Origin of the sequence: Ruminococcus sp. (assembly GCF_019417665.1) — a bacterium.
GTDB lineage: Bacteria > Bacillota > Clostridia > Oscillospirales > Ruminococcaceae > Ruminococcus_C.
In genome coordinates, this window is the sequence record NZ_DXUU01000008.1 from 20252 (window position 1) to 34783 (window position 14532).

General features: G+C 48.9%; 20 protein-coding genes. All 20 read right to left on the reverse strand.

Annotated elements, in window-relative coordinates; translation table 11 throughout:
• Nucleotides 1-12: 12 nt before the first annotated feature.
• The 20 genes from gatB to hisD all read right to left on the reverse strand — a co-directional run bounded on the left by gatB (nucleotide 13) and on the right by hisD (nucleotide 14527).
• Complete coding sequence (gene gatB, locus QZ375_RS03600; protein ID WP_295215397.1) at nucleotides 13-1449, reverse strand: Asp-tRNA(Asn)/Glu-tRNA(Gln) amidotransferase subunit GatB; 1437 nt, start codon at nucleotides 1447-1449, stop codon at nucleotides 13-15.
• Nucleotides 1450-1463: 14 nt separating this feature from the next.
• Complete coding sequence (gene gatA, locus QZ375_RS03605) at nucleotides 1464-2924, reverse strand: Asp-tRNA(Asn)/Glu-tRNA(Gln) amidotransferase subunit GatA (protein WP_295215400.1); 1461 nt, start codon at nucleotides 2922-2924, stop codon at nucleotides 1464-1466.
• Nucleotides 2925-2939: 15 nt separating this feature from the next.
• A complete protein-coding gene (gatC, locus tag QZ375_RS03610; RefSeq protein WP_295215403.1) occupies nucleotides 2940-3209 on the reverse strand; it encodes an Asp-tRNA(Asn)/Glu-tRNA(Gln) amidotransferase subunit GatC in 270 nt (89 codons plus the stop codon).
• Complete coding sequence (gene ligA, locus QZ375_RS03615) at nucleotides 3199-5208, reverse strand: NAD-dependent DNA ligase LigA (protein ID WP_295215405.1); 2010 nt, start codon at nucleotides 5206-5208, stop codon at nucleotides 3199-3201. The genes gatC and ligA overlap by 11 nt, the downstream gene beginning before the upstream one ends.
• Nucleotides 5209-5333: 125 nt before the next feature.
• Nucleotides 5334-5981, reverse strand: a complete 648-nt coding sequence (gene yunB / locus QZ375_RS03620) for a sporulation protein YunB (protein ID WP_295215408.1) — start codon at nucleotides 5979-5981, stop codon at nucleotides 5334-5336.
• Between the two features lie 56 nt (nucleotides 5982-6037).
• On the reverse strand, nucleotides 6038-6799 hold the full coding sequence (locus tag QZ375_RS03625) for a hypothetical protein (protein WP_295215411.1): 762 nt from the start codon (nucleotides 6797-6799) through the stop codon (nucleotides 6038-6040).
• A 125-nt stretch (nucleotides 6800-6924) separates the two neighbouring features.
• Nucleotides 6925-7185, reverse strand: a complete 261-nt coding sequence (locus QZ375_RS03630; protein WP_295215413.1) for a hypothetical protein — start codon at nucleotides 7183-7185, stop codon at nucleotides 6925-6927.
• Nucleotides 7186-7270: 85 nt separating this feature from the next.
• Complete coding sequence (locus tag QZ375_RS03635) at nucleotides 7271-7696, reverse strand: hypothetical protein (protein ID WP_295215415.1); 426 nt, start codon at nucleotides 7694-7696, stop codon at nucleotides 7271-7273.
• Nucleotides 7697-7714: 18 nt separating this feature from the next.
• The gene (gene hisE, locus QZ375_RS03640) at nucleotides 7715-8062 is read right to left on the reverse strand and encodes a phosphoribosyl-ATP diphosphatase (RefSeq protein ID WP_295215418.1); all 348 of its coding nucleotides are present in this window, start codon (nucleotides 8060-8062) and stop codon (nucleotides 7715-7717) included.
• Nucleotides 8059-8409, reverse strand: coding sequence for a phosphoribosyl-AMP cyclohydrolase (gene hisI, locus QZ375_RS03645; protein WP_295215421.1), 351 nt, complete (start codon nucleotides 8407-8409; stop codon nucleotides 8059-8061). Before hisI ends, hisE begins: the two co-directional genes overlap by 4 nt.
• Nucleotides 8410-8796, reverse strand: a complete 387-nt coding sequence (locus QZ375_RS03650) for an SdpI family protein (RefSeq protein WP_295215424.1) — start codon at nucleotides 8794-8796, stop codon at nucleotides 8410-8412.
• A gap of 25 nt (nucleotides 8797-8821) precedes the next feature.
• Nucleotides 8822-9262 (reverse strand): macro domain-containing protein, encoded by a 441-nt coding sequence (locus tag QZ375_RS03655; protein WP_295215425.1) that lies wholly within the window; start codon nucleotides 9260-9262, stop codon nucleotides 8822-8824.
• A gap of 4 nt (nucleotides 9263-9266) precedes the next feature.
• On the reverse strand, nucleotides 9267-9623 hold the full coding sequence (locus QZ375_RS03660) for an Imm51 family immunity protein (protein WP_295215427.1): 357 nt from the start codon (nucleotides 9621-9623) through the stop codon (nucleotides 9267-9269).
• Nucleotides 9624-9635: 12 nt separating this feature from the next.
• Nucleotides 9636-10391 (reverse strand): imidazole glycerol phosphate synthase subunit HisF, encoded by a 756-nt coding sequence (gene hisF / locus QZ375_RS03665; protein ID WP_295215428.1) that lies wholly within the window; start codon nucleotides 10389-10391, stop codon nucleotides 9636-9638.
• A gap of 1 nt (nucleotide 10392) precedes the next feature.
• A complete protein-coding gene (gene hisA / locus QZ375_RS03670) occupies nucleotides 10393-11124 on the reverse strand; it encodes a 1-(5-phosphoribosyl)-5-[(5-phosphoribosylamino)methylideneamino]imidazole-4-carboxamide isomerase (protein WP_295215429.1) in 732 nt (243 codons plus the stop codon).
• Nucleotides 11121-11729, reverse strand: a complete 609-nt coding sequence (hisH, locus tag QZ375_RS03675) for an imidazole glycerol phosphate synthase subunit HisH (RefSeq protein ID WP_295215430.1) — start codon at nucleotides 11727-11729, stop codon at nucleotides 11121-11123. Before hisH ends, hisA begins: the two co-directional genes overlap by 4 nt.
• Nucleotides 11730-12311: an imidazoleglycerol-phosphate dehydratase HisB gene (gene hisB, locus QZ375_RS03680; RefSeq protein ID WP_295215432.1), complete on the reverse strand. Its 582-nt coding sequence runs from the start codon at nucleotides 12309-12311 to the stop codon at nucleotides 11730-11732.
• A gap of 17 nt (nucleotides 12312-12328) precedes the next feature.
• The gene (locus tag QZ375_RS03685; RefSeq protein ID WP_295215433.1) at nucleotides 12329-12532 is read right to left on the reverse strand and encodes a DUF6440 family protein; all 204 of its coding nucleotides are present in this window, start codon (nucleotides 12530-12532) and stop codon (nucleotides 12329-12331) included.
• A 61-nt stretch (nucleotides 12533-12593) separates the two neighbouring features.
• Complete coding sequence (locus QZ375_RS03690) at nucleotides 12594-13220, reverse strand: nitroreductase family protein (RefSeq protein ID WP_295215435.1); 627 nt, start codon at nucleotides 13218-13220, stop codon at nucleotides 12594-12596.
• Between the two features lie 11 nt (nucleotides 13221-13231).
• Nucleotides 13232-14527 (reverse strand): histidinol dehydrogenase, encoded by a 1296-nt coding sequence (gene hisD, locus QZ375_RS03695; RefSeq protein ID WP_295215521.1) that lies wholly within the window; start codon nucleotides 14525-14527, stop codon nucleotides 13232-13234.
• Nucleotides 14528-14532: the final 5 nt, after the last annotated feature.

Below are 14532 nucleotides of genomic sequence, written 5' to 3' on the forward strand. Positions count from 1 at the left end.
CATTCCCCAGAATTATTCTGATAGCATTCGGGTAACGATCTCCTTGACGATACCCGGATTTGCTTTACCCTTGGATGCCTTCATGCACTGACCCACCAGATAGCCCAGTGCATTGGTCTTGCCGTTCTTATAGTCATTGACAGACTTTTCATTCTGTGCCAAAACATCCTTTGCCAGCTGTTCCAGGAAGCCGGTATCCGAATTCTGCTTCATACCCTTCTCTTCGATCACGGCAATGGGATCCTTGTCCTCTTCTACAATTACGGCAAATACCTTTTTCGCAGAAGAATTGGAGATGACGCCCTTTTCTACCTGTTCGATCAGTGCAGTCAGATGCTCCGGCGTCAGTGCAGTCTCCTCAATGGTCTTGCCGGTTTCATTGGTATACTTGGCAATATCTGAGAGAATCCAGTTGCTGATGCTCTTGGGCTTGCAAGTGCCCAGTGCCACGCAGGCATCAAACAAGCTAGAACGAGAAATATCTTCCGCAATGAGTGTAGCATCTGTTTGGGACAGACCGAAGTCAAAGACATATCGCTGGAGCTTCACATTGGGCAGTTCCGGAATGCTCTCTTTCAGTGCCTGGATTTTCTCTTCTGGTACAACGATGGTCAGCAGATCAGGCTCCGGGAAATAGCGGTAATCCTGGGCATCTTCCTTGGAACGCATGACAATACTCATACCCTTGGCATCATCCCATCGGCGGGTCTCCTGTACAACGGTACCGCCTGCTTCCAACAATTCGATCTGCCGCTTTGCCTCATATTCAATACCACGGACAGCTGCACTGAAGCTGTTGACATTTTTCATCTCGCAGCGTGTACCGAATTCAGTAGCACCTTTTTCCCGGACGGAAACGTTAACGTCACAACGAATAGAACCCTCCTGCATCTTACAATCCGAAATGTTCAGGTACTGCAAAATGGACTTGATGGTTTCCAGATACGCTTTTGCTTCGGCACTGCTGCGGATATCCGGCTCAGAAACGATCTCAATCAGCGGCACACCGCAGCGGTTCAAGTCAACCAGAGAACCGGAGAACGATTCATCATGAAGCAGCTTTCCGGCATCTTCTTCGATATGGATACGGGTCACGCCGATTCGCTTCATCTGTCCGTCCACCATAACATCCAGATAGCCCTTTCCGCAAAGAGGTACCTCTGCCTGAGAGATCTGATAAGCCTTTGGCAGATCCGGGTAGAAATAGTTCTTTCTGTCCTGCTTGCAGATACCGTTGATCTCACAGTGCATGGCATGTCCCATTTTGATGGCATACTCCACGACCTTTTCGTTCAGAGTCGGCAGTGTGCCCGGCATCCCCATACAGATCGGGCAGACCTGGGTATTGACTTCCAGACCAAATGCGTTGCGGCAGTTGCAATAAATCTTCGATTTTGTATTCAATTCAGCGTGGACTTCCAGTCCCACGACCATTTCATAATCTTTCATAGGTTCACTCCTCCTCAAAAGGTTTCCGGGATTGCCTGAAATCCGCCTACCAGCTGTTCATAGCCATATGCGGCATTCAGGATCGTCTGCTCTGCAAACTTGTTGCCGATCAGTTGCATACCCAGCGGCAGACCGTCAGATGACTTGCCGCATGGTACACTGACAGCCGGCAGTCCCGCAATATTAACAGTAACAGTGCATACGTCGCTGTAGTACATTTTCAGCGGATCGTTGATATTCTCGCCGATGCGGAATGCGGCTGAGGGCGCTGTCGGTGTGAGAATGACATCGCAGTCCTGGAATGCCTGTGCAAATTCCTGTCCGATACGGCGCTGTACCAGCTTTGCCTTCTTGTAGTATGCATCATAGAAACCGGAACTCAATACAAATGTTCCCAACATAATACGGCGCTTTACCTCATCACCGAAGCCCTCGCTTCTGGTTTTTTCGTACATATCTGTCAGCCCGTCATATCCTGCTGCACGATAGCCGTACTTCACGCCGTCAAACCGTGCCAGGTTGGAGGATGCTTCCGCAGATGCAATGATGTAGTAAGTGTTGATGGCATATTCCGTACTGGGCAGAGAGATTTCCTTGACAACTGCACCGTTCTGTTCCAGCAGCTTGATGGCAGCAAAAACTGCATCCTTGACATAGGCGTCAATGCCGTCACCAAAGTATTCCTTGGGTACACCGATGCGCAGTCCTTGCACATTGCCATCCAGGTTGTCGTATAAGTTAGTATAGGTGCGATAAGCCGAAGTGGCATCCATCTTGTCGTGTCCCTGAATGAGACTCTGGAGCATAGCCACATCCTTGACAGATTTTCCGAAAGGTCCGATTTGATCCAAGGATGATGCAAATGCCACCAGACCATACCGGGATACACTGCCGTAGGTAGGCTTCAGGCCAACTACACCGCACAGAGATGCCGGCTGACGAATCGAACCGCCCGTATCGGAGCCAAGAGTCAAAATAGCCTCTCCTGCTGCCACAGCTGCTGCGCTGCCGCCGGAGGAACCGCCCGGTACACAGTCCGGATTATGTGGATTATGGGTCTTGTGAAAATAGGATGTCTCTGTAGAGGAACCCATGGCGAACTCGTCCATGTTCATCTTTCCTGTGATTACCATATTTGCCTTGCGTACCGGCTGCATCACAGTGGCATCGAAAGGCGGCACATAGTTCTCCAGCATACGGGAAGAACAGGTGGTGCGGATACCCTTTGTGGAGATATTATCTTTGATACCGATGGGGATACCTGCCAAAGGATGCAATTCTTCTCCTGCGGCACGGGCAGCATCTACTGCCTTTGCCTGTTCCAGACAGTCCTCACAGCGTGTGACATATGCCTCTACTGTAGGCTCTTTGGCATCGATCTGCGCCAGAACATCCTGTGTCAGTTCCACAGCACTGCATTCTTTCTTTTGCAGCATGGCAGACAGTTCGGCAGCATTTTTTTCAAACAGCTTCATGATATCGTTTCCTCCTTACTCTACTGTTTTGGGTACGACCAGACAGCCGGACTGTACTTCCGGTGCATTTGCCAGCATTTCTTCCCGGCGGAATTTGTGCTCCACGGCTTCGTCCTCACGCAGACGCATAGCATTTTCTGCATCCAGTGTCAGCTCGTCCTCCACATCCGGCAGACGGTCTACCATATCCACAATGGCAGCCATATCGGTTTCGAATTTCTCCATCTTGTCCGGCTCAATACGAAGTCGGGACAGCTTTGCAATATGTGCAATATCAATTTTCATTTATATCAACCCTTTCTTGGATTTTGTTACGAAATTCCTCTTCGCTGAGCACCGAGATGCCCAACTCGTTCGCCTTGTCCAGCTTACTGCCGGCAGCTTCTCCTGCGACAACAAAGGAAGTCTTTTTGGAGACGCTGCCGCTGACCTTTCCGCCATAACGCAGGATGAATTCCTTTGCCTCACTGCGCTTCATGGTTGAGAGCGTACCTGTCAGCACAAAGGTCATACCGGCAAAACGTGTATCCTCCACTGCAGTGCCTTGATAGGTCATATTACAGCCTGCCTCACGGAGATGGTCGATCAGCTGACGCATATGGGGCTCTGTCAGTGCAGTGACCACGCTTTCTGCCATAGTTGCACCGAAGCCATCGATCTCCTGAATTTCCTCCGCTGTCGCAGCCAGCAGCGCATCCATAGTGGAAAAACGTTCGCAGAGCAGTTTTGCTGCACGAGAACCGATTCCCCGGATTCCCAAGGCAAAGATCAGACGATCCAGAGAATTTCCTCTGGACGCATCGATGGCACGTATCAGATTATCTGCCGACTTTTCCGCAAAGCGTTCCAGCCCGGTCAGATCCGCCTGAGTCAGATGATACAGATCCGCTACGGAGTGCACCAATCCCTCTTCCTGAAGTGCTGCCAGATTCTGGGGCCCTAAGCCGTCAATGTTCATAGCATCCTTGGAGACAAAGTGAATCATACGCTTCATGAGCTGTGCCGGACAGTCCGGATTAGGACAGCGCAGCGCTGCTTCATCGTCATCACGCACTGCTGGTGTCTCACAGACAGGACATGTCTCCGGCAAAACATAAGGTTTGGAATCGGCGGCATGTGCCGCAACACGCAGTACCTCCGGAATGATCTCTCCGGCTTTTCGTACCACAATCGTATCTCCCAGACGGATATCCCGTTCTGTGATAAAATCCTGATTATGCAGTGTAGCACGTGCCACCTCTGTTCCGGCAAGCTGTACCGGGTCGAAGATCGCTACCGGCGTAATAACACCGGTTCTGCCTACGCTCAAAAGTATCTCACGCAAAGTGGTCTCTTTTTCCTCCGGCGGAAACTTGAATGCTGCTGCCCATTTGGGTACTTTGGAAGTAGCACCTATTTCCTCTCGCTGTGCAAAGGAATCCACCTTTACTACAACGCCGTCTGTATCGTAGGCATAACCGCCTCTCTCCTCGCCGATGGCAGCGATTTTGTCACGTATCTCCTCCACTGTGTGGCATTTGCCGCTGTGAGGGATCACCGTGGGAAAGCCCAGAGATTCCAGATATTCCAGCGATTCCAAATGGGAACGGAGTGTAACGCCATCGACCTGCTGAATATTAAAGATCCAGATGTCCAAACTGCGTGAGGCTGTGACGGCAGCATTTTTTTGCCGCAAAGAGCCGGACGCTGCATTCCGGGGATTCTTTGCCGGAGTCTCTCCGTTCAGTTCCTGCTGCTCCACAAGTGCGGCAAAACTTTTGCGTGACATATACACCTCGCCGCGCACTTCCAGAAATGTCGGTGCATTGGTGAGCCGCTGTGGAATATTCGAAATCGTACGCAGATTTGCCGTCACATCCTCCCCCACAAAACCGTCTCCCCGGGTAGAGCCCCGTGTCAGAACACCATTGGTATACTCAAGCGACACCGACAAACCATCGATCTTCGGCTCGACAATAAATTCCGGCGTTTGCAATTCCTCCTGACAGCGGCGGACAAATGCATCCATTTCCTCATAGGAAAAGACATCCTGCAAGCTCATCATCTGCACGACATGAGGCACTTTTTCAAAAGTACGGGATGCCGTTCCTCCCACATGCTTTGTGGGCGAATCCTCTGTAGCATACTGAGGAAACTGCTGCTCCAGCGTTTCCAATTCTCGCATGAGCATATCATACTTATAGTCGGAAACGGTGGGATTTTCCTGCATATAGTATTGCTCGTTGTACTGTTCCAGCAGTTGCCGCAGTTCTGACATCCGCTGTTTTGCTGTCATTTCATCCATGTTTTGGTTCTCCTTGCTGTGATCCGGCATTGACGCCAGATACTTTTTTATTATACCACAAACCTGCGGCATATGCTAGACCTTTTACAATTTTTTCATGGTTTTTTCGCTAGAAATGCAGTTTTTTACATGCCACTGAATTCCAGATAAGACTCAGGCACGCTCCCTACAATGACTGTTTCTGTGATCAGACACGAATAATGCACCTGAGCAGTAGTCTGTGAAAAAGGAATCGCCGCCTGTATTTCCACTGTCACCTCGGCACGAATGGTATGACAGGTCTGGTTTACACCGGCGGATTCCAGAGCGCTGATCAGCTTCACCGAAGCATTTCCGATGGGCATGAGACGCACGGAAACATGCGGTCCACGTCCGGCGAATAGCCATACCCCCGTTGCCGTACCGAGAGAGACTTCCAAGGTGACATCCCGGCAGGCATCCAGTCTGTCCTGCACCTTTGTCAGCATTGCCGACTGCATGGCATTGACATTTTGTGTCATCGTTTCTACTGCCGTTACATTCCCGGACGTATCATAGACCAGGGTTGCAAAATCACTGTAGCTGTAGGATTCTTCAGTCAGCACCTCGGCGACGCTGTCTGCCATGAGTCTGGATGCGAACTGTTGTGTCTCGCTTTCGCAGACAGTACAGAGATTCGGACGAATGGCACGGTCTGTGCGAATCAGCAGAACGACCAGCAGAGAGGCAACTGTACAAAATATCAGAAGCGAACGCAGTCTGGCACGCCGTTTGACATAAGCTTGTTTCCGCATCCGGTAATCCTCCTTAACAGCAGAACGGGCGACAATTCAGCCGCCCGTTTTCCGTATTACGATGTAGTGTTTTCGGATGCATCAAATCCCTCTGTACAACCACAAGATTCCTCTTTGGCTGCACACGGCAGAGAGCCTGGTGTAAATTCTTCTGCCGGAAAACGGATCTTGTCAAACACTGCACACGGGGACTCGGTATCCGAATGACATTCTTTCGTCGGGATCGTATACTCATAGGTGGGAACAAGTATGGTCACCGGACGGAACAATTCCACCACCGAGAACAGCCCCAGGGTCATAATGACAGAACGCACCGGAGGCGTATCCTCCGCCACACAAACAGAGGCGATACGGGCTTCCAATGCAATGGGCTCCACCACCTGCACCGCCGCTGTCGGCAGATTAATGGTCTCGCAGCAGGCATCAGTCTCACCCAGTTTTTCGCCGTTGCTGAAAAATGTCTTGGTATTGCTCTCGCCGCCATAAAGGATCACATTTTTGTTAGCATAGGCAGTTCCTGTCAGCAGAACCGGACTGCTGCAAGAGCGTTCATACGCCAACAGTTCCACCCGGAACGTATAAGTCAGGTCAATGGAATAGAACCCACGGTTGAACGGAACCGGCTCAATATTCATGCAGATATCAGTTACCCGGACGCACCGGCTTTTGACCACATTAATATTGCCCGGCAGCTCTCCGCCGATCTGAATCCGCACATTGGAAAAACAATCCCGGTCGCTGCAGCTGTCGAAAATGCGGTTCACTTTCACTGGCATAGTATCGGCACACTGCTCCGGCGTGGGACGGCACTTACTCATAGAAAAACCTCCTCAAACTGTTCTGCGCCCGTCAGTTTCCTGACAAATGCTTCTCTACAGTGTATTCAGAGGTTTGCGGAATTGTGACTGCATGGGCAAAAATTTTTCTCATTTTCCACGCTGTCTTATTGTCTCCTTATACCTTCTCGAACAAAACAAATTATTTTGATCAGTTCCGGCAATTCTAACAATATCACTAGCAGTAGCATCACACAAGAAATTGTATTAGATATACTTACCAGGTTTTTCAGAATAAGCAGTACAACAAATAAAATACTTCCTAAAGCCGCCATTCGTTCTGTTTTCGTAAGAGGATTGGACTTTTTCTCTTCCAGTTGTAAAAACCAGGACTGAATCTGCTGGAATACGCCTTTTTCTTTTTTCATAGTATCTACCTCCGCTTTTTGTTTTATCTGATGAAGTTTATGTTCGTAGAATACATCTGACGTACAATCTTTGTGCGGTATTGTCTTACCACCACTCCGTATTGCTTTCCTGATTCATGGCATCCAATCGTTCCTCCTCCGCCTGTACTTCGGGGGAAATTTTCCGTTTCGGGGTATAATCTTTATGGATATTAGACTGAGCCACGCCATACTGCCGGAGCATACCGTCAATGCTGTTATGCATAACCGGACGGCGGCTTTGTTCCTCTTCCAGCTGTTCCATTTTCTTCAGAGTCTTATCCCGCCGGATCATATCCAAAACAAACAGTATGATAATGCCTACTGCAATTACAATAAAAGCAGCAATTCCAAGCCACCCGGGCAACTCGATATCCGTATATTTCACCAGAATTTTCATACCGACTCGCATAACAACGAAAAGCAGTAAGAGAATCGGATACTTTTTCAATTGTTCTTTTCCTTGACGATGATACTCTTCAATCGTTGGCATTCTCTTCCCCCGAATCAATTAAGAATTGTGATCTACATTCTTAAAGGTTTTCAGATTACCGATCTTCTTGCTCCGTTCTTCCAGTACTTCTTCCACCTCAGACCAGGGCAGGTTCTGCTGTGCGCAGAGTACCATCAGGTGGTACATTAGGTCAGCGATCTCATTTTTCAGTTCATCGTTATCGTTATTCTTGGCAGCGATAATGGTCTCAGAACACTCTTCGCCGCATTTTTTCAGGATCTTGTCCTGCCCCTTGGAAAACAGATAGCAGGTGTAGGACTTCTGGGATTCTACATCTACCTCACCGCTTTCATACATTGCCTTGCGGCTCATAACTACCTCGTATAATTCCTGTAATGCGTTCATTTTTCTTCGTCCTCTCTGTAAATTTCATTGAAAAAGCAGCTGTACGATCCGGTGTGACATGCTACGCCGGTCTGCTTTACGTTCAGCAGCAATGTGTCATCGTCACAGTCGCCGTAAATGGAAACCACCTTCTGCAAATGTCCGCTGGTTGCACCCTTGTTCCACAGTTCCTGCCGGGAACGGCTCCAATACCAGGTATAACCGGTTTCCAGTGTCTTACGCAGGCTTTCCTCGTTCATATATGCCAGCATCAAGACGGTTTTTGTGTCCACATCAAAAGCAATCGCCGGAATCAGCTCGCTTTTGGCAAAGTATTTTTCCAGATGGCTGATGTCGATTTTAACCATTTATTTCACCTCGTTTGTTTTTCGATGTCCGTTGGAATCGAAGTTCTTTTGCAGTGCGTATTCGGTAGGCGGAATTGTCAGCAAAAGCAAGAGCGTCTGCATCAGTATTGCTACCAGAAATACAATGTAGCCTGCCTTTTCCGAGAAAAAAGCATATCCGACACAGAGCACCGCAGATACAATGAGCATTCCTGTGCCTATTGTGATCCAGAGCCTGCCGCAATATTGATGGGCAAAGTTCCAGGTTTCCTGACTCCGCATAGAGCGCTCCGTCCGATATCCAATGAAACCGTTGATATTTTTCGGTGTGTGATATTTCATCACCCAACCGCTCAACAACATCAGCAGTGGTATGAAAATTGTCATTGCAATATAAAATACCAACATTTGATTTCCCTCCGCTCGACGAAAATCAATCCAGATAACAGACCACAATTTCCATTTCCATATCTGCAAAGATACGCTGAATCAAAGGGAAAACATCTTCCCAATGCAGTCTGTCCAGGCCGCAGCCGATCTTCGGCATGGCGATCTTTGTTATGGCGTTCTGTGTTGCAAATGCTGCCATACTTTGTAGTGCTTGCTCCAAAGAAAGAAGTGTCGGTTTGTTTCGCCAGCCTTTTTTGGTCACCAGATTCAGCACATGATTCTGTTCATCCGGAATACAGAAGCCCGCTCCATTCCACGCCGGAAATGAATTCCGATTTTCTGACAAGAACCGTTTTTCATCAAATCGTTTTGCAAATTCCTTGGCAATTCCTGCACCCAATGCAAAATCAGCGCTGATGCAGTGCGCCAGCCAATGGCTGTCTTTCAGCAAAAATAAGTCACGCTTTTCTTCACGGTAAATCATATTTTTATTGTAGTTCAGCACGAGAAAACAGATCTAAAATCTGTACTCTATTCTCACATGCTGCCTTGAATGCAACAGCAAAAGCAGCTAACGTCTCTCCACTTTCAGAATAGATGACGAACGTATCTGCTTCGGAATCGAATTCAAATTCTTCCGGATCGCCATCAAATTCTTCCTCCAGAAAAACAGTCGCTAAAGATTCCCAATCATAACCATTGCCTAAAAATCCCTCTTCTTCACGGGTTGCAAAAACATCCATTAAATATTCGCCAGTCTGAAGTTGAAGCATATAACTGTCGTCTAATTTCATAAAAGAAAAAGGGGTAATTTGTTTTTGAAATAATTCATTATTCAGATCCATATTTTTTTCCTTTCATCGCATGGAAATGCCCTTTGCCCGGCAATCCGCCTTGACTTCCTGCACGGTCAGCTCCCGGAAATGGAACAGGGATGCTGCCAATGCTGCAGAACACCCAGTCTCCAGAAATGCATCTGCAAAATCGGATAGCTTTCCGGCACCACCGCTGGCAATGACCGGAATCTGTACGGCATCGCAGACTGCTTTCAGCATGGGCAGATCAAAGCCGCCGCGGACGCCGTCTGTATCAATGGAGTTCAGGCAGATCTCCCCGGCACCCAGCTGTTCACACTGCTTCACCCAATCAATAAGATCCAGGTGCATATCCACTCTGCCGCCATTAATGTATACCGTCCACTTGTTATCCGCCACCTTCTTGGCATCCACGCCTACGCAAATACACTGACAGCCGAAAATATCAGCGCCGTCCTTGATGAGCTGGGGGTTCTGCACTGCCTGGGAATTGACAGATACCTTGTCCGCACCCGCACGAAGGGTTTCCCGGATATCGTCCACAGTCTTGATGCCGCCGCCTACGGTCAAGGGAACAAATACCTTTTTGGCAGTTTCCCGAACTACGTCCAGCATGACGCCTCTGCCCTCATAGGAAGCTGTAATATCATAGAACACGATCTCATCAGCACCCTGGAGGTTGTATTCATAGGCGCATTCCACCGGGTCACCTACCTCTTTGATACCCTCAAAGTTGACGCCCTTGACTACCTTGCCGTTCCGTACGTCCAGACATGGGATAATTCGTTTTGCCAGCATATCACTCCGCTCCTTCCGCCAACGCAATGGCCTCTCTCAGATCCAATGTGCCCTTATAGATAGATTTGCCGCAGATGGTGCCGTACAATCCCAGTTCCTTACACTTGCGGATATCCTCAATGGTATGAACACCTCCGCTGGCAATGATACTGCACTTGCCTTCCGTTGCCTGATGCAGGTCAGACAGCTGGCCAATATTCACGCCGGAAAGGGTGCCGTCCTTGGCAATATCCGTCACAATGAAATACCGCACCCCCACTGCCATCATTTCCCTGGTCAGGGTGATATAATCCACATCCGATTCCTCCAGCCAGCCCTCTGTAGCCACCATGCCGTTTTTGGCGTCGATACCCACGGCAATATGCCGGCTGCTGAATTGCTTCACCGCATCCTGCACCAGCTTCGGGTCTTTCAACGCAGCAGAGCCGAGAATGACACGTTCCACACCGCTGTCCAGATATTCCGCAATGGTTTCCAGGTTACGGATGCCACCGCCCACTTCCAATTTCAGGCTGGTATTTGCAGCGACGTCCTTGTAAATCTTCTGATTGACCGGTCTACCCTCTTTAGCACCGTCCAGATCCACCATATGAATCCAGGATGCACCGGCAGCTTCGAAATCCTTTGCCGTTTCCATGTAATCCGCAGCAACCTTTTCCACGGTGGAAAAGTCCCCCTTGAACAGGCGGACGCAGTTACCGTCCTTGATATCAATTGCAGGTAAAATAATCATCCCATCAGCCCTCCGAAGTTACGCAGAATCTGCAAGCCGGTCTCGCCGCTTTTTTCCGGGTGGAACTGTGCGCCGTAGACGGTCTTTCTGTCATAGACCATTGCCGGAATCTTCGTATCGCCGTATTCCACATACGCTGCCAGATACTCCTCCGGCGTGTGCGCCTGGTAAGAATGCACAAAGTAGACATATGCTTCCTCCGGCAGGTTCTGGAGAATAGGGCAGTTGTTCTGTACTTCCAGCTTATTCCATCCCATATGGGGAATGACCATCCCCGGTGCAACGATTTTTTCCACGCTGCCGGGAACCAGTCCCAAACCGTCGCATTCCTCGAATTCATAGCCCTTTTCAAAGATCAGCTGCATGCCAAGGCAGATACCGAGAAACGGCTTTTTGTGGGATTCCTCCTGGATCACTTCCGTCAGTCCCCGGTCGTGCAGCATCTGCATAGCACTGGGAAACGCCCCTACCCCTGGCAGGATAATGCCGTCCGCCTTACGGATCACTTCGGGATCCGAAGTTAGTTCCCCGGGCAGTCCCAGAAAATCCAGGGCATTTTTCACGCTGAAAATATTGCCTGCGCCGTAATCCACAATTGCGATCATTTACAGCACTCCTTTCGTAGACAAAGTTTTTCCGGATTCCAGAGGTGTTACTGCCGTTTTCAGGGCATGAGCAACCGCTTTGAAAGCCGCTTCACATTTATGATGGTCGTTAGAACCATACAGCATATTCACATGGAGGGTAATTCCAGCGTTGAATGCAAAGGCACGGAAAAATTCTTCTGTGAGACATGCGTCATACTGTCCGATCATGGCATTGGTAAACGTCCCCTGGAACACCAGAAACGGACGGTTGCTGATATCCAGACTGCAAAACGCCAGGGCTTCATCCATGGGAATATAAGCACTGCCATAGCGTGTGATGCCAGACTTGTCCTCCAGTGCTTCTCCCAGCGTCTTGCCTAGGACAATGCCCGTATCCTCAACGGTATGGTGTCCGTCCACGTGAAGATCGCCCTTGACGGCAATATCCATACTAATGCCGCTGTGCACGGAAAGTGCCATAAGCATATGGTCAAAAAAACCGATGCCCGTGCAGATGTTGGCGGTGCCCTGGTTGTCCAATGTCACTTTTACCTGGATGATTGTTTCTTTTGTCTTGCGTGTGAGCTGCGCTTGTCGCATTGCGGTACCTCCTTTGATTATCCATCAAGCGCCGATGGATTTGTCACAACAGGATTTCCATTGGTATCCAATAGCGGCGTCAATCCACCTGCGTAACCAGATTTCACCCACAGATAATTTACTCCTGTTTCCTTATCTACAATCACCTGTATCAGTCCGGATTCTTTCATCTGGCTTCCTTCTTTTATAATTACTGCAAATCTTTCGTCTTTCTTCGCCATTATTTGCTGCCTCCATCAATTTTGATTTCTTTTTATACGGTTGAAATTTGGCGATACTCTTTCACCAAATATTTTTATGTATTCTATCATGTAGAGAATATGGTTTCTGTTCAATAGATGCCGCATGTTCACTGGGTTTTCCTACTGCAATAAAACATGGCATCAGATAGTCATCGGGAAAACGCAAAACTGATTTTACCCAATCTCCTTCCTCTCCCAAAGGAACACGCAATGCACAAGCGTATCCTTCCGCAGTGGCAGCAAGAAACATATTTTCAATACAACACCAGATGGATGCGAGACCATTTAAGTGAGAAAGATTATCAGGATGTAATATATCTGTATTTTGTTTAAACAACGGAACGATTAGGCAAGAGGCTTCAGCAAGCATACGATATTGCTTCGGAATTGCATTTTTATACGCATTCTGCTGGCAATTGTCCTTTAGATTCCATTCCATTAATATGTTATTGATTTCCTCATCTGATATTTCAACCGGAATTTTATCAATCAGCTTCAGGACAACACCCTTGTCCTTTATCACAATAAAGTGCCAATCTCTCATATGATCATTTGTCGGGGCTTTCATTCCAGCAGAGATGATTTTTTCAATGATTTCATCATCCATAGAAACATTTTCAAAATCCCGAATGGTTCGTCTTGAATTTACAACCTCATAGAAATCCATAATATCTCCTATTACTGCTTTTCCTCAAACCTCACCGTAATGGCATTCGCATGCGCCGTCAGCCCTTCCTTATTGGCAATCAGCACAATATCCTCCTTCGCCGCTTCCAAGGCATCCTTCGTGTAATAAGTATAGCTGGAGCGTTTGGTAAAGCTCTGCACGCCCAGCGGCGAGAAGAACCGTGCCGTACCACTGGTGGGCAGCACGTGGTTCGGACCTGCGTAATAATCCCCCAAAGGCTCAGACGCATACGGTCCCAGGAATACAGAACCGGCGTTATCCAGTGCCCCCAGCAGTTCCATGGGATTTTTCATGAGAACTTCCAGGTGTTCCGGTGCAATACGATTTGCCAAAGCTGTCGCTTCTTCCCGACTATCACACAGCAGTACTGCACCATACTCGTTCATAGACTTTTCGATGATCTCTTTCCGGGAAAGATACTGCACCTGACGATTGACCTCTGCCTGTACCTTTTCTGCCAGTTCTGCGCTGGTGGTCACCAGAATGGACGAAGCCAGCACATCGTGCTCCGCCTGGGACATAAGATCAGCTGCCACGAATTTCGGGTCGGCTGTCTCGTCTGCCATAACCAGAACTTCGCTGGGGCCTGCGATCATATCGATATCCACCACGCCATACAGCAGCTTCTTCGCCGTTGCCACGTAGATGTTGCCGGGCCCCACGATTTTGTCCACCTTTGGGATCTCTTCCGTACCGTATGCCAACGCTGCAATTGCCTGTGCGCCGCCGGACAGGAATACACGGTCAACGCCGCAGAGTCCCGCAGCTACCAGAATATCTGGATTCGGTGTGCCGTCCTTGCAAGGCGGTGTTACCATAATAATTTCTTTGACACCTGCGATCTTTGCCGGTACTGCATTCATAATAACGCTGGAGGGATATGCCGCCGTGCCGCCCGGTACGTACAAGCCTACCCGTGCCAGACCACGGACACGCTGTCCCATAATGACACCGTTGGGCAATGCATTCACAAAGCCCTGCTGTACCTGACGCTGGTGGAAATCCCGGACGTTTTCAATGGCATTCAGCATAGCATCCACAAATGCTGGGTCTGCCTCTGTCATGGCATCGTTGATCACATCTCTCGGCACCTCGTAATACTGGGGCAGACTGCCGTCAAATTTTAAGGTGTAATTCTTGACAGCTTCGTCACCGCCAGCCTTTACAGTACAGATGATCTCGCTGACTGTTTCTGTCACACGTTGGTTGGTTTCGCTGGCGCGAGTGTCAAGGCTGGTGAAAAATGCTTCACGCTCCTGCACATCGCTGGCGTTAATGGTTTTCATCGTAA

Excerpts from the sequence above, each read along its gene's own strand:
- gatB (WP_295215397.1), bottom strand. The coding sequence starts at position 1,449 with ATGAAAGATTATGAAATGGTCGTGGGACTGGAAGTCCACGCTGAATTG.
- gatA (WP_295215400.1), bottom strand. The coding sequence starts at position 2,924 with ATGAAGCTGTTTGAAAAAAATGCTGCCGAACTGTCTGCCATGCTGCAA.
- gatC (WP_295215403.1), bottom strand. The coding sequence starts at position 3,209 with ATGAAAATTGATATTGCACATATTGCAAAGCTGTCCCGACTTCGTATT.
- ligA (WP_295215405.1), bottom strand. The coding sequence starts at position 5,208 with ATGGATGAAATGACAGCAAAACAGCGGATGTCAGAACTGCGGCAACTG.
- yunB (WP_295215408.1), bottom strand. The coding sequence starts at position 5,981 with ATGCGGAAACAAGCTTATGTCAAACGGCGTGCCAGACTGCGTTCGCTT.
- QZ375_RS03625 (WP_295215411.1), bottom strand. The coding sequence starts at position 6,799 with ATGAGTAAGTGCCGTCCCACGCCGGAGCAGTGTGCCGATACTATGCCA.
- QZ375_RS03630 (WP_295215413.1), bottom strand. The coding sequence starts at position 7,185 with ATGAAAAAAGAAAAAGGCGTATTCCAGCAGATTCAGTCCTGGTTTTTA.
- QZ375_RS03635 (WP_295215415.1), bottom strand. The coding sequence starts at position 7,696 with ATGCCAACGATTGAAGAGTATCATCGTCAAGGAAAAGAACAATTGAAA.
- hisE (WP_295215418.1), bottom strand. The coding sequence starts at position 8,062 with ATGAACGCATTACAGGAATTATACGAGGTAGTTATGAGCCGCAAGGCA.
- hisI (WP_295215421.1), bottom strand. The coding sequence starts at position 8,409 with ATGGTTAAAATCGACATCAGCCATCTGGAAAAATACTTTGCCAAAAGC.
- QZ375_RS03650 (WP_295215424.1), bottom strand. The coding sequence starts at position 8,796 with ATGTTGGTATTTTATATTGCAATGACAATTTTCATACCACTGCTGATG.
- QZ375_RS03655 (WP_295215425.1), bottom strand. The coding sequence starts at position 9,262 with ATGATTTACCGTGAAGAAAAGCGTGACTTATTTTTGCTGAAAGACAGC.
- QZ375_RS03660 (WP_295215427.1), bottom strand. The coding sequence starts at position 9,623 with ATGGATCTGAATAATGAATTATTTCAAAAACAAATTACCCCTTTTTCT.
- hisF (WP_295215428.1), bottom strand. The coding sequence starts at position 10,391 with ATGCTGGCAAAACGAATTATCCCATGTCTGGACGTACGGAACGGCAAG.
- hisA (WP_295215429.1), bottom strand. The coding sequence starts at position 11,124 with ATGATTATTTTACCTGCAATTGATATCAAGGACGGTAACTGCGTCCGC.
- hisH (WP_295215430.1), bottom strand. The coding sequence starts at position 11,729 with ATGATCGCAATTGTGGATTACGGCGCAGGCAATATTTTCAGCGTGAAA.
- hisB (WP_295215432.1), bottom strand. The coding sequence starts at position 12,311 with ATGCGACAAGCGCAGCTCACACGCAAGACAAAAGAAACAATCATCCAG.
- QZ375_RS03685 (WP_295215433.1), bottom strand. The coding sequence starts at position 12,532 with ATGGCGAAGAAAGACGAAAGATTTGCAGTAATTATAAAAGAAGGAAGC.
- QZ375_RS03690 (WP_295215435.1), bottom strand. The coding sequence starts at position 13,220 with ATGGATTTCTATGAGGTTGTAAATTCAAGACGAACCATTCGGGATTTT.
- hisD (WP_295215521.1), bottom strand. The coding sequence starts at position 14,527 with ATGAAAACCATTAACGCCAGCGATGTGCAGGAGCGTGAAGCATTTTTC.